This window comes from Kitasatospora sp. NPDC091276, assembly GCF_040684355.1.
In the GTDB taxonomy this organism is placed as follows: domain Bacteria; phylum Actinomycetota; class Actinomycetes; order Streptomycetales; family Streptomycetaceae; genus Kitasatospora.
Genome location: NZ_JBFBFU010000014.1, coordinates 1 through 13,560, shown reverse-complemented (window position 1 = coordinate 13,560; position 13,560 = coordinate 1). Strand labels below are relative to the sequence as shown.

The window sequence follows — 13,560 nt, the reverse complement described above, 5'->3', positions numbered from 1 at the left end:
CGGCATGGTTACTTCAGTTCATTCACTATGTACGGGAGGAAGCAACCGTGAGTGAGGCACCACAGCCCACCACCGCGGCCGAGAAGCAGAGCAGCGCCCGGGTCCTGCCGGCCCTCATCCTGGCGATGCTGTCGTTCAGCGTGGTGCAGACCGCGGTCGTCCCGATCCTGCCCTCGCTGGCCAAGGAACTGAGCGTCTCCGCGTCCAGCGTCACCTGGCTCATGACCGCCAACCTGCTCTCCGCCGCCGTGCTGACTCCCCTGCTGGGCCGCTTCGGCGACCTCCGGGGCCGTAAGCCGATGCTGCTGATCTCGCTGGCCGGTCTGGTCGCCGGCTCGGCGCTGGCGGTCAGCACCCACTCCTTCACCTGGCTGGTCGTCGCCCGCGTCCTTCAGGGCGCCGGCGGTGGCGTGCTCCCGCTGGCGATCAGCATCGTCCGCGACGAGCTGCCCAAGCAGAAGGTGACCGGCGGCGTCGCCGCCATCAGCGCCTCGATGGGTGTCGGCTCCGGCCTCGGCCTGGTCGCGACCGGTCTCCTGCTGGAGCACTGGAGCTACAAGTCGATCTTCTGGATGGGCCTGGTCTTCGGCCTGATCGCGGTCGCCCTGGTCGCGTTCCGCGTCCCGTCCGACCCGGTCACCGACAAGGAGGGCGGCGCCGACCCGCTCGGCGCCCTCACCCTGGCCGGCTGGCTCTCCGCCCTGCTCGTCGCGGTCAGCCAGGGCAACCACTGGGGCTGGACCTCGACCAAGACCCTCGGCCTGTTCGCCGTGGCCGCCGTCGTCGCCCTGATCTGGGGAGTCATCGAGACCAAGGTCGCGCACCCCCTGGTGGACATGAAGATGATGTCCCGTCCGGCCGTCGCCTTCACCAACCTGGCCGGCCTGCTGATCGGCTTCGGCATGTACGGCTCGTTCATGGTGATCAGCAACTTCGCCCAGACCCCGGAGAAGCTCACCCACTACGGCTTCACCGCGACCGTCCTGCACGCCGGTCTGCTGCTGCTGCCGTCCGCGATCGGCTCGATGGTGGCGGCTCCGGTCGGCGCGATGCTGATCGCCCGCCGCGGCCCGCGCCTGCCGCTGGTCCTCGGTGGCGTCCTGGGTGCCGTCGCGATGGCCTACCTGGCCGTGCGGCACAGCCACGAGGGCGACATCTACACCTCCTCGGCGATCTTCGGCCTGGGCATCGGCCTGGCGTTCTCCGCGATGCCGGCCTACATCAACGGCGCCGTCCCGGTGGAGCAGAGCGGCATCGCCAACGGCATGAACGCCGTGCTGCGCACCGTCGGTGGCGCGATCGGCACCGCCGTGATGGCCGCCATCCTGACCGGCGACACCATGAAGCTGCCGCCGCAGATCCCGCTGCTGCTGCCCACGCTGGACGCCTACAAGCACGCGTTCTGGGCCGCGGCCGTCGTCTGCGCCGTCGCCGGCGTCGTCCCGTTCCTGATCCGCGGCGTCAAGCCGGCCGCCACCGTCGTCGCCTCGGGCGGCACGGCCGAGCGGAACTCCAGCCCCGAGCTGGCCAAGACCGACGCCTGACCAGGCGTCCGGCCGCCGCGCTCAGGGACAGGGCGCGGCGGCCCGGCCTTCGGACGGTCGCGAGGGCATCACGACCGCACGAAGTCCGGCACGGTATGCGGCCCCGACCGGTACTCCCCCCCACCGGTCGGGGCCGCTTCGCGTTTCACACCCCCGGCGCCCCCGGCGCCCCCGGCGCCCCCGTCTCCCCCGGCGTCTCCCTCTCCCCGGGCGCCCCCGTCTCCTCCGGCTCCTCGGCCCCCCACAGCGGCAGCGGCCGGGCCGGTTCCAGCGCCGGATCGTCCACCGCGAAGGTCCGGATGCGCCCCGGCCCGCTCCACGGCGTCTCGAACCGCACGGTGACCCGCCCGACACCGCTGCCCTGCACCCACCCGGGCCCCAGCTCGGTATGGCGGACGTCCTGCCCGGGCATCCAGCGGCGCGGCGCGACCGCCTCCGGTTCCTCCTCGGCCGTCTCGACCTCCGACTCCGCGTGCTCGGCCGCCTCCTCCCGCAGGGCCTGCGCGAACAAGTCCTCCTGGGTGTAGTCGGCCAGCTGGGCGACCCCCACCCCGAGCAGCCGCACCCCGCCGGTGATGTCCACCTGGGAGGCCAGCCGACGCGCCGTCTCGATGACCACCGCCTCGTCGTCGGTGGGCCCGCGCAGCGTCTCCGAACGGGTCAGCGTCGAGAAGTCGAACCGCCGGACCTTGAGCACCACCGTCCGCCCCGAGCGCCCGGCCGCGCGCAGCCGCCGCACGCACCGGGCGGCCAGCACCTCCACCTCGCGCAGCACCCGCTCCCGGTCGGCGAGGTCCACCTCGAAGGTGTCCTCCACCGAGACCGACTTGGCGTCCTGGTCGGCCACCACCGGCCGGTCGTCCAGCCCTATCGACATCTGGTGCACACCCGCGCCGTGCGCCCGCCCGAGCAGCTGCACCAGTTCGCCCTCCCCCGCCTCGGCGAGGTCCGCCACGGTGTTCAGTCCGGCCCGCCGCAGCACCTGTTCGGTGGCCGGCCCGATCCCGGGCAGTGCCCGGACCGGCATCGGGCCGAGCACGGCCCGCTCCTGCCCGGGTTCGATCAGCACCAGCCCGTCCGGTTTGGCCTGCTCGGAGGCGATCTTCGCCATCAACTTGGATCCGGCCGCCCCGACCGACCCGGTCAGCCCGGTGCGCCGCTGGATGTCCGCCCGCAGGTCCTCCGCCAGGGCGAGCACCAGCCGCTCCCCGGTCTCGTGGTCGGACTCCGCCAGCACCGGACCGTAGGGGCCTGCCTCCAGGTCGACGAAGGCCTCGTCCAGGCTGAGCGGCTGCACCAGCGGCGACAGCTCGCGCAGCAGACCCATCACGAGCTCGCTGACCTGCCGGTAGGCCTCGAACCGGCCGCTCAGAAAGGCCGCGTTGGGGCAGAGCCGGCGCGCCTGCGCCATCGGCATCGCCGAGTGCACCCCGAACCTCCGCGCCTCGTACGAGGCGGTGGAGACCACCCCGCGGCCGCCGAGCCCGCCGACGACCACCGGTTTGCCGCGCAGGCTCGGCTTGGCCGCCTGCTCCACCGCCGCGAAGAAGGCGTCCATGTCGAGGTGGATGATGCTCGGCAGTGATCGCACCCGCCGATCATCCCGCAGGGGTCCGACAATGCGTACGAACCCGGGCAGGCCCTAGCGCTGCGCGGCGTCCGCCAGAGCCTTCGGGATGCCGTCCTCCCGGGGGCCGAGGAACAGCGGGTCCGGCCGCAGCCAGGCGTTGACCGCCGCCTTGCCCGCCCCGGGGATCTCCCGCAGCCCGCCGTACAACCAGGTGCCGTCGTGCGGTTCCGGCACCCCGACCGCGTACGCGTCGATGCCCGCCGCCTCGCACAGGGCCAGCGCCCGGCGGACGTGGAAGTCCTGGCTGACCAGCACCGCCCGCTCCACCCCGAAGACCCGCCGGGCCCGGGTGCAGGAGTTCCAGGTGTCGAAGCCCGCGTAGTCGCCCACCACCCGGACCGCCGGCACCCCGTGCTCGATCAGGTACGTCCGCATCGCGTCCGGCTCGTCGTAGCTGTCCCGGCCGTTGTCGCCGGTCACCAGGATCGCCTGTACCTTCCCCGCCCGGTACAGGTCCAGCGCCGCGCTCAGCCGGTGCTCCAGGTACGGCGACGGCTTGCCCTGGTCCAGCCCGGCGCCGAAGACCACCGCGACCGGCGCGGACGGCACGCCGGCCACCGTGCCGACCCGGTCCCCGGCCGAGCACCACAGCCACGCGCTCGGCGCCAGCGCCAGCGAGCAGAGCACCGTCGCCGTCTGGAAGGCCCTGCGCTGCACGGACCGCCGCCGGAACCGGACCTTCAGCAGCCCGCCCCGACGCCGCAGCAGACCCGCTATCCCGGTGCCGAACCCCACGTGTCCTCCCTCGATCGCCCCACCAGGCGCAACGACGAGGCCGCGGGCCCTGACGGTTCCCCGTCCGGGCCCGCGGCCTCGTCAGTTCTGCGTTCAGACCGCCCGGTTGCGCCGCTGGGCCAGCTCGTCGGACGGATCGTGGCCGACCAGCGTCTCGCCGGTGTCGGTGCGCTCCGCGTGCAGCCGCCCGAGCGTCAGCTCCAGCTCCCGCCAGACCGCTCCGACCGCGATGCCGAACACCCCCTGACCGCCCTTCAGCAGGTCCACCACCTGCTGCGGCGTGGTGCACTCGTACACCGTCGCGCCGTCGCACATCAGCGTCATCCCGGCCAGGTCGCCCTGCTCGGCCGCCTGCAGATGGGCGACCGCCACCCGGATGTTCTGCAGCGAGACGCCCGCGTCGAGCAGCCGCTTCACGATCTTCAGCAGCAGGATGTCGCGGAAGCTGTAGAGCCGCTGGCTGGTGGCCGGGTACGCCGAACGGACGCTGGGCTCCAGCAGTCCGGTCCGGGCCCAGTAGTCCAGCTGGCGGTACGTGATGCCGGCCGCCGCGCAGGCCGTCGGACCGCGGTAGCCGATCAGTTCGGACGTCGGGGCCAGCCGCTCGATGGCGGGCTGACCGGGCTGCACGGCCGGGAACCTGCCCACCCGGGGCAGGTCCGTCACGGTGCGAGCGGTGCGCGGCAGGTGCACGGCACACAGGCCTCCCACGGCCGTGTCATCGCCGGTGCTGCTCATGCCTGCCTCCGTCCACTGGTGCTGCGGGCAACCCGAACTGCGGGCATCGGTCACCCGGACAGCCACTCCTGACGGTAGGCAGTCCCCTATGACCCGTCAACGATCGCCACGCCGGGCCAGCCAAACCACATCACTCAGGAGAGTGGTTTTTCGTGCCCCTAGTGTGGGTAGGTCGACGGTTTTTGGCAAAACGGCAAGCCAAACAACGGCCTGACCTGTAGGGAAATCCGGTCCGCGCTACTGCGGACCGCTGCCCCCGAAGTCCTCGGGCGACACCTGGTCGAGGAACTCGCGGAACTTCTCGACCTCGTCCTCCTGCTCGTCCGGGATCGCGATGCCCGCCTCGGCGAGCACCTCCTCGCTCCCGTAGATCGGCGTGCCGGTGCGCAGGGCCAGCGCTATCGCGTCGGACGGCCGGGCGCTCACCTCGACCCCGCCGGTGAAGACCAGCTCGGCGTAGAAGACGCCCTCCCGCAGGTCGGTGATCCGGACCTCGGTGAGCTGCTGCCCGAGCGCCTCCAGGACGTCCTTGAACAGGTCGTGCGTCAGCGGGCGGACCGGCGTCATGCCCTGCTGGGCGAAGGCGATCGCGGTCGCCTCGCCGGGACCGATCCAGATCGGCAGGTACCGATCGCCCCCGACCTCCCGCAGCAGCACGATCGGCTGGTTGGAAGGCATCTCCACTCGGACACCCACGACGTCGAGCTCATTCACACAGGCAACCCTATGGCTCAGGCCCCGGATATGAAAGCGCAGGGCCGACGCCGCTGGTCAGCGCGGTGCACCCCGGCCGCCCGGGGTCTGGACGGCCACCCCGCAGGAGCCCCGCGGGAATCCCACGGGGACGCTATCCGCGGCTGCGCAGACCGGCCTGGACCATCGCCGCGTGCAGCCGCACGGACAGTGTCGCCAGCTCCCGCGCGGTGGCCTCGGCATGGGCCCTGGTCTGCGGGTTCCGGTGCCGGCGCAGTGGCGCCACCACCTGTTCCACCAGCGCGATCTCCCGATCCGCCGCGGCCTTCATCGCCCGCAGGTGCCGCGGTTCCAGCCCGTACCGGCCGAGTTCCGCGACCAGCCGGGCCACCTGCAGCGCCTCGCCGTCGTACCCGCCGTCCGGACCGGGCGCGACCAGACCGTAGGACTCCCATTCGGACAGCTCGCGCTCACCGGACTCGGCGGCCGCCAGCAGCTCGGCACGCCCCAGCCGGACTCCGGACGGGACGTCGGCCGAGGCCCCCAGCTCCCGGTCCGCCTCCTCCACCGGCCCGGGTCGGTCGGCGGAGGGCGGCAGCGCGGGCGGTGCCTCACCTCGCTCGATGGCGTCCAGGTGCTCGCGGATCACCCGCAGCGGCAGGTAGTGGTCACGCTGCATCCGCAGGACGTAGGCCAGCCGCTCGACGTCGGCCGGGCTGAACTTGCGGTACCCCGAGGGCGTGCGCTGCGGCTCGACCAGCCCCTCCGCCTCCAGGAACCTGATCTTGGAGATGGTGACCTCGGGGAAGTCGTCGCGCAGGAAGGTCAACACCGCGCCGATGCTCAGCAGCTCGTCACCGCCGCGCCGCCGCCCACCCGGCCGGTCCGGGCGGACCGGCTGCCTGGGGCCCGCGACCACCCCGCGCGCGCCGCGGTCCGCGTGCGGACCGGACGATGCGGGGGTGGCCGCCCCGAGAGAAGATGAAGGGGTATTCGCACTCACTCGGGCTCCTACCGACGTTGGGTTCAGTACCCCCGGTTGTGGCCGGCGAAGAACACCAGCCGGTACTTCCCGATCTGCACCTCGTCACCATTGTTCAGCGACACCTCGTCGATCCGCTCGCGGTTGACGTAGGTGCCGTTGAGGCTGCCGACGTCCGCGACGCTGAACCCGGCCTGCGTCCGACGGAACTCCACGTGACGCCGCGAGACCGTGACGTCGTCCAGGAAGATGTCGCCCTGCGGGTGACGGCCGGCCGTGGTGACGTCCGAGTCCAGCAGGAAGCGGCTGCCCGAGTTCGGACCGCGCTGGACGATCAGCAGGGCCGAGCCCGGCGGCAGCGCGTCGATAGCCGACAGCACCTCGGCCGACAGGGCCGGCGTCGCGCCGGTGCCGGTCGTGGTGTTGGGGTCGTACGACTCCAGGCCGGAGATGGAGATGGTCGACGTGGTCTCCGCCGCCCCCTCCGGAAGCAGGCCACCGCGCAGGGCCGTACCGCAGTTGGAGCAGAACCGGGCCGATGCCGGGTTCTGGTTGCCGCACCTGGGGCACGGAGTGGGGCCAGCCATGTTCACAGCCTCCTGGCGCGGCACACCCGACGGGTTGTGCCCGGCGTACGGATCGGGGGCAAACCCTCCACCAGAGGTTGAGGGTCCTGACTGGAAACCTATGCGCGGGTCGCCGGAAGGGTCAACCGACGCGCCGTAGCCCACCGGATTCCCTGCGTACTGGGCGGCGGCGCCGTCCCGGAACAGCCGCTGCTCGGCGTACGGCGCCCCCTCGGGAGCGGGGCGCATGCCCGGCACGGCGGCCTCGTCCTCGGGCCGGCGGTGCCGCGCGGTCGGCGCCTCGACGGAGGCCGCGCCACGGCCCTTGTTACGACCGAACAACTTCGAGAAGAAACTCACGGGCGAATCCCCTTGCGTGTGACAGACCCGCCCGCGGGGCAGGGTGAGAACCTCGGACAGACTGCGGGCCCGGTTGCGGATCGGGCCTGCTGGAGTGGTACTCCGACGGTTGGTACTGCTGTTGGTGCTCCGGTGCGTGCTGGTACGACCCAGTCTCGCCCACGCGACGGCGGCGCCCCGCACCGGGTGCCGCCCGCAGGTGACGGGCCGTTCGTCGGGCGCCCCGTCACTTCGAAGCCGGCTTGGCGTACTGCGGCGTCTTCAGATCCACGAGGGCGTCCACGACCACCTTCTGCTGCTGGGTGATCGTCGCCCGCGCCTGGTGACTCTCCAGAGTACGGACGACACCCCCCGGGATGTTCAGCGCGGGTGTCAGATCCTGCGGGTTCCCCACGACGGTGAACCGATAGGGCTGCGAGACCTTCTTCCCGTCGATCTGCACCCCGCCGCCCGACACGTCGGTGAAGTAGGTGTTGACCACCACGCGCACATCGTTGATCTGAATCGCCTCCGCCCCTGCCGCTCGAAGTTCTTGCAGGGTGTCCAGCAGCATATCTGCCTTCACCTGCCCTTGGGGGTCATCGACCGTGAGTACGATGCCCGGACCAGTGGCTTTGACGGTACCGGCGAGCACGCCGAGCTCCGTCGCCTTCTTCCTGGTCTGCTCCTGGGCCTCCTTGGCCTGGTTGGAACTGTTCTCCAACTTGGCCAGGGACTGCTCCAACTCCGCCTTCTCCTGCTGAAGACGCTGCTGACGGCTGTCCAGTTCGTCGAGGATGCGCACCAGGTCCTCCTGGCGGGCCCCGCGGAGCTGGCTGTGGTGGTCGTTGGTCGACCGCACCTGGATCGCCAGCCCCAGGCCGAGCGAGAACAGCAGCAGCGCCACCACCAGCTGCCCGCGCGACATCCGCGGCGGCCACAGGGCTGCCTTGAGGCGCCGCCGTCCCGCACCGCGGTCCAGGGCGGCCGGCTCCACCACGGGCTCGGGCTCAGGCTCGGGCGCCGCGGCCTTCGCGAGCCGCACCGCGGGCGTGGGCGCCGCCTCCGCATCAAGCTCAGGCTTAGCGTCAGACTTCGCCGCAGCCTGTTCCTCGGGCTCCCCCACCGCCGCCACGGGCCCCTCGGCCTTCCCCGGCTCCGCGGCCGGTTCGGCGCGTTGGACCTCCCCGGCCCCGTCCACCGGCTCGACCGGACCCGCCTCGGCCGCCGACTCCGGCCCCGGCGCCTCGGCAGCCCGCTCCGACGCCTTCCCGCCGCCGTCCGCGTGCTCCTCCGCCGCCCCGCGGCCCGGCTCAGGCGCGGAAGACATGGCGCCGAATCGCGGCCGCGTTGGAGAAGATGCGGATGCCGAGGACGACGACCACACCCGTGGACAGCTGCGAGCCGACGCCCAGCTGGTCACCGAGGAAGACGATCAGTGCCGCGACCACCACGTTCGACAGGAACGAGACGATGAACACCTTGTCGTTGAAGATCCCGTCCAGCATCGCCCGGACGCCGCCGAACACGGCATCCAGCGCCGCCACCACCGCGATCGGCAGGTACGGCACGACGGCGTCCGGCACCTCGGGCTGGACGAAGAGTCCGACGACCACCCCGATCACGAGACCCAGTACGGCAATCACGGTCTAGCTGCTCCTGTCCCTGCGGACGACGACCCGGTCGGGGCCGTCGTGGACGAGTGGGCTGTCGTGGTCTTCGCGGACCCGCTCGGCGTACGCCGACCGGTGCTGCCCGCAGACGGTGAAACGGACGCGCTCGGGCTCCCGGAGGTTCCGGCGGTGGGTGACGGCGTCGGGGTGACCGAAGCCGCCGACGGGGACGCCGGGGGCGAGGGCTCGGGCGTGACCGGCTGGGCGGTCCGCAGCGTCACGCCCACCGCGGCCGGCAGCGTCAGGCTCTTCTGCGCGGACATGGTCGACTTGATGCCGTACTTCTCCTGGAGCAGCCGCAGGTACTGCCCGGCCATGTCGTTCTCGAAGGCGGTCAGCAGCTTCGGCCCATCCCCGATCGCCTGGATGTTGTACGGCGGGACGAGCGGTCGGTTGTCCACCAGCACCGCCTCTCCCGCGGCCCGGATCGCCGAGAGCGCGGTGAGCCGCTGACCGTTGATCGCCACGGCTTCCGCACCGGATCCCCACAGCCCGTTCACCACCAGCTGGAGGTCGCGGTCCCGCAGCCGGCCGCTGTTGGAGAAGCCCTGCCCGGCCCGCGGGTCGACGTTTCCCCCGCCGCCGGTCCCCGCCGCGTCCTCCAGGACCAGCTTGACGCCCGGCCCCGCGACCTCGCCCAGGCCCACCGCGCCGGTCAGACCTCCCTGGTCGCCGTCGCCCGTGGCGAGCGCCTGCTGCTGCGTGCTCTCGACCTTGCGCCGCAGGTCCTGGACCTGCTGCTGGAGGTGGTCGGCCGAGCCGTTGGTGTCGTTGATCCGGTGGATCAGCGCGTCCCGTTCCTTGGCCAGCGTCGGCTCCGCCTTGTGCGCGTTCACCGCGCCGACCGTCACCACGACCCCGACCAACGCCAGCCCGGCGGCCAGCGTGAGCAGGCCTCGGGCCGTCCTGGGTATCCGGCTGTCGTGGTCTCCGCCCCGCGCCGCGGCCGCCTCGGCGTAGCCCTCGTCGAGGCTGTGGTCCATGACGTTGGTCAGCAGGGACATCGAGGCGTCCGGGCGGTTGTACCGTCCGTTCGGGGCACTCGGCGTCGGCGTCGCTGGCATGCGGACCATCGTCCCACGTCGGCGAAGGGGCCCGCGCACACCCCTTGAGCTGCACACACGACACAAAGTGACGGATCATTGCGAACAGTGTGAAAACGGACAGCGGGGCGCGCGGACCATGCCGCGCGCCCCGACCGTCAGGACCGTCGGACGATCAGGCCGGTGTCGTCACCTCCCGGCCCCGTCGACCACCGCCGCCCACTCGTCCAGCAGCGCCTCCGTGGCCTCGTCGTCCGGACCCTCCGCCCACAGGTGGGTGGTCGCCTCGGCCGGGTCCGGCAGCACCAGCGTCCAGCGCCCGTCCGCCTCGACGACCCGGACGCCGTCGGTGGTGTCCAGCCGCCGGCTGCCGGCCGCCTCGACCACCGAGCGCATCACCATCCCCTTGGCCGCCCACGGCGTCGCCAGGTCCCGGCGACGGATGTGCGCCTGCGGGATGCGCGCGTCGATCTGGCTCAGCGTGAGCTGGGTCCGTGCCACCAGGCCGACCAACCGCACGAAGGCCGCGGCCCCGTCCAGCACTCCGCTGAACTCCGGCACCACGAAACCGCCGCGCCCGTCCCCACCGAACACCGTGCCCTCGGTGGCGGCCGCCTTCGCCAGGTCGTCCGGCGTCGTCGTGGTCCAGATGACCTGGGTGCCGTGGTAGGCGGCGACCTGCTCGGCGATCCGGGTCGTGGTCACCGGCAGCGCCACCTGCCCGCTGCGCCGTTCTGCCGCGACCAGGTCCAGCAGCACCAGCAACGCCCGGTCGTCGTCGATCACCCGGCCCAGTTCGTCGACGAACGCGACCCGCTCGCCGACCGGGTCGAAGCGGACGCCGAAGGCCGCCCGGGAGGAGGCCACCAGCTCACCGAGCCTGGCCAGCCCGGCCCGCCGCTCCTCCGCGTCCTCCGTCGGCCGTGCCTCGTCCAGCCCGCTGGAGACGGTGAGCGCCTCCACTCCGAGCCGTCCGAGGATGCTCGGCAGAACCAGGCCGGCGCTGCCGTGCGCGGTGTCCACGACCACCTTCAGTCCGGCCTCCCGGACCCCGGTGGTGTCGACGGCCCGCAGCAGGTTGCCCGCGTAGGAGTCGAAGACGCTGGACGGGAAGGTCAGGTCCCCGATCTCACCGGGGAAGGCCCGCCGGTACTCCTGGCGCGCGTACACGCGGTCCAGCTTGCGCTGGCCGGCCTGCGAGAGATCGGCCCCACGCTCGTCGAAGAAGAGGATGTCCAGAGAGTCGGGCACCCCCGGCGTGGTCCGCAGGAAGATCCCGCCCGCACTCCCCCGCGCGGTGTGCTGCCGGGCCACCGGCATCGGCACGTTCTCCAGGTCGCGGACGTCTATGGCCGACGTCTGGAGCGCCGAAATCATCGCCCGTTTGAGCGCACGCGCACCACGCGAGTGGTCACGCGCAATGGTGACGGTCGCCCCCTTCTTCAGGGTCGTGGCGTACGCGCCGGCCAACCGCACGGCCAGTTCCGGGGTGATCTCGACGTTCAGGATCCCCGACACACCCCGCACGCCGAACAGGTGCTCCTGGCCGCGGGACTCCCAGATCACCGACGTGTTGACAACGGCGCCGGCCTCGATGGTCTTGAACGGATAGACCCGGACGTTCGCACCGATGATCGACTCCTCGCCGATCAGGCACTCGTCCCCGATCACCGCGCCGTCCTCGATCCGGGCGGCCCGCATCACGTCGGTGTTCTTTCCGACCACGCAGCCGCGCAGATTGCTCTGCGGCCCGATGTAGACGTTGTCGTGCACGACCGCCTTGTGGAGGAAGGCCCCGCGCTTGACCACCACGTTGCTGCCGAGCACGGTGTGCTCGCGGATCTCGACGCCGGCCTCGACCTTGGCGTAGTCCCCGATGTACAGCGGCCCACGCAGCACGGCCTCCGGGTCCACCTCCGCGCCCTCGGCCACCCAGACGCCCGGCGAGATCTCGAACCCGTCGAGCTCGACGTCGACCTTGCCCTCCAGGACGTCCGCCTGGGCCTTGCCGTAGCTCTCGTGGGTGCCCACGTCCTCCCAGTAGCCCTCGGCGACGTAGCCGTAGACCCGCTTGCCCTCCTTCAACAATTGCGGGAAGACGTCACTCGACCAGTCGACGGACTCACCTGCCGCGACGTAGTCGAAGACCGCTGGTTCCATCACGTAGATACCGGTGTTAACAGTGTCCGAGAAGACCTGCCCCCAGGTCGGCTTCTCCAGGAAGCGCTCGACCCGTCCGTCGTCGTCCGTGATCGTGATACCGAACTCGAGGGGATTCGGCACCCTGGTGAGACAGACGGTGACCAGCGCGTTCTTGCTGCGGTGAAAGTCGATCAATTCCGAGAGGTCGAAGTCGGTCAGTGCGTCACCGGAGATCACCAGAAAGGAGTCGTCCTTCAACGCGTCCTCGGCGTTCTTGACACTCCCCGCGGTGCCTAGCGGCGTCTCCTCGTGGGCATAGGTCAGATGCATGCCCAGGTCCTCGCCGTCACCGAAGTAGTTCTTGACCAGTGAGGCCAGGAACTGGACGGTGACGACGGTGTCGGAGAGGCCGTGCCGCTTCAGCAGCCGAAGCACGTGCTCCATGATCGGCCTGTTGGCGACCGGTAGCAGCGGCTTCGGCATGCTGGAGGTCATCGGGCGGAGTCGGGTTCCTTCGCCCCCTGCCATGACAACGGCTTTCATTACGGGTGCGTCCTCCTTTGCGGTGGTGGACCTACAGAGGTCCATCAAACCGTTCCAGAGGGATCCCTACCCGGAAGGTATCGTCCGACGCACCGATACGGCGTGGGACTTCTCTCAGATCACGTCTCAGACTGCGGACGCGGAGCCCGTCGAGCCCGCACGGGTGATCCGCCGGGCCTGAACCGCGTAAAGAATACCGGCCCACCAGTACAATGTGGTCCCCCACCAGATGAAGGCCCAGCTCACCACCTCGGCCGGCCGCGCGATCCAGCTGTCCACGCTGCCGAGCAGGAGAAGCGGAAACGCGTACATCAGATTGAAGGTCGCGGCCTTCCCCAGAAAACTCACCTGAAGCGGCCCGTAACCGTGCCGGTTCAAAATGGGCAGCAGCGCGCCGATAAACACTTCCCGGGCCAGCAGAATCGCCGTCACCCACCACGGAAGAATCTCACGCCAGGTCAAACCGACCAACGTGGACAGCACGTAGAGCCGGTCGGCCAGCGGATCGAGCAGCTGCCCCACCCGGCTGACCTGCCCCCATCGCCGCGCGAGTTTCCCGTCGAGGTAGTCGCTGACACCGCTCAGCATCAGGATCAGCAGCGCCCAACCATCGTTGTTGGGGCCGTCGAAAACCGGCCAGAGAATCAGCCAGAGAAAAAGCGGAACACCGACCAGCCGGCCCATGCTGAGCAGGTTGGGGATGGTGAGGACGCGATCGGTCTGGACCCGCGTCTCCTGGACCTCCACCCGGGGGCCTCCTGTCCCGTGTGACGACAATTCACGTTGACCCTACAACAGAAAAGCCCCCGCCAGGTTCACCCGGCGGGGGCTTCTCTCGAATGATTGTTCGGCGGCGTCCTACTCTCCCACAGGGTCCCCCCTGCAGTACCATCGGCGCTGTAAGGCTTAGCTTCCGGGTTCGGAATGTAACC

General features: G+C 70.9%; 12 protein-coding genes and 1 rRNA gene. 1 reads left to right on the top strand and 12 read right to left on the bottom strand.

The window, feature by feature from the left end; translation table 11 throughout:
• The first annotated feature begins 47 nt into the window (after positions 1 to 47).
• A complete protein-coding gene (locus AB0O19_RS19040; RefSeq protein ID WP_363585306.1) occupies positions 48 to 1,544 on the top strand; it encodes an MFS transporter in 1,497 nt (498 codons plus the stop codon).
• Between the two features lie 145 nt (positions 1,545 to 1,689).
• Here the strand turns inward: AB0O19_RS19040 and AB0O19_RS19035 are convergent, their stop codons facing one another.
• From AB0O19_RS19035 to rrf, 12 genes are all read right to left on the bottom strand, one after another.
• A complete protein-coding gene (locus tag AB0O19_RS19035) occupies positions 1,690 to 3,135 on the bottom strand; it encodes a DNA polymerase IV (RefSeq protein ID WP_363620835.1) in 1,446 nt (481 codons plus the stop codon).
• Between the two features lie 51 nt (positions 3,136 to 3,186).
• Positions 3,187 to 3,831, bottom strand: a complete 645-nt coding sequence (locus tag AB0O19_RS19030; protein ID WP_363585317.1) for an ElyC/SanA/YdcF family protein — start codon at positions 3,829 to 3,831, stop codon at positions 3,187 to 3,189.
• A gap of 171 nt (positions 3,832 to 4,002) precedes the next feature.
• Positions 4,003 to 4,647 (bottom strand): MerR family transcriptional regulator, encoded by a 645-nt coding sequence (locus AB0O19_RS19025; RefSeq protein WP_363585308.1) that lies wholly within the window; start codon positions 4,645 to 4,647, stop codon positions 4,003 to 4,005.
• Between the two features lie 237 nt (positions 4,648 to 4,884).
• The gene (locus tag AB0O19_RS19020; protein ID WP_063350203.1) at positions 4,885 to 5,361 is read right to left on the bottom strand and encodes a bifunctional nuclease family protein; all 477 of its coding nucleotides are present in this window, start codon (positions 5,359 to 5,361) and stop codon (positions 4,885 to 4,887) included.
• A 133-nt stretch (positions 5,362 to 5,494) separates the two neighbouring features.
• Complete coding sequence (locus AB0O19_RS19015; protein WP_363621067.1) at positions 5,495 to 6,187, bottom strand: MerR family transcriptional regulator; 693 nt, start codon at positions 6,185 to 6,187, stop codon at positions 5,495 to 5,497.
• A 179-nt stretch (positions 6,188 to 6,366) separates the two neighbouring features.
• Positions 6,367 to 7,137 carry an FHA domain-containing protein gene (locus AB0O19_RS19010; RefSeq protein ID WP_363621065.1) on the bottom strand — a complete coding sequence of 257 codons (771 nt, stop codon included), beginning with the start codon at positions 7,135 to 7,137 and terminating at the stop codon, positions 6,367 to 6,369.
• Between the two features lie 337 nt (positions 7,138 to 7,474).
• Positions 7,475 to 8,557 carry a DUF881 domain-containing protein gene (locus AB0O19_RS19005; protein WP_363620833.1) on the bottom strand — a complete coding sequence of 361 codons (1,083 nt, stop codon included), beginning with the start codon at positions 8,555 to 8,557 and terminating at the stop codon, positions 7,475 to 7,477.
• Entirely contained in the window at positions 8,541 to 8,873 is a 333-nt protein-coding gene (locus tag AB0O19_RS19000) for a small basic family protein (RefSeq protein WP_030062488.1), read from the bottom strand. The genes AB0O19_RS19005 and AB0O19_RS19000 overlap by 17 nt, the downstream gene beginning before the upstream one ends.
• On the bottom strand, positions 8,870 to 9,964 hold the full coding sequence (locus AB0O19_RS18995; RefSeq protein ID WP_363620831.1) for a DUF881 domain-containing protein: 1,095 nt from the start codon (positions 9,962 to 9,964) through the stop codon (positions 8,870 to 8,872). The genes AB0O19_RS19000 and AB0O19_RS18995 overlap by 4 nt, the downstream gene beginning before the upstream one ends.
• A gap of 168 nt (positions 9,965 to 10,132) precedes the next feature.
• Entirely contained in the window at positions 10,133 to 12,628 is a 2,496-nt protein-coding gene (locus tag AB0O19_RS18990) for a mannose-1-phosphate guanyltransferase (RefSeq protein WP_363620830.1), read from the bottom strand.
• Positions 12,629 to 12,754: 126 nt separating this feature from the next.
• Complete coding sequence (pgsA, locus tag AB0O19_RS18985) at positions 12,755 to 13,375, bottom strand: CDP-diacylglycerol--glycerol-3-phosphate 3-phosphatidyltransferase (protein WP_063350199.1); 621 nt, start codon at positions 13,373 to 13,375, stop codon at positions 12,755 to 12,757.
• 98 nt (positions 13,376 to 13,473) lie between these two features.
• A 5S ribosomal RNA gene (gene rrf, locus AB0O19_RS18980) occupies positions 13,474 to 13,560 on the bottom strand; the annotation flags it as partial.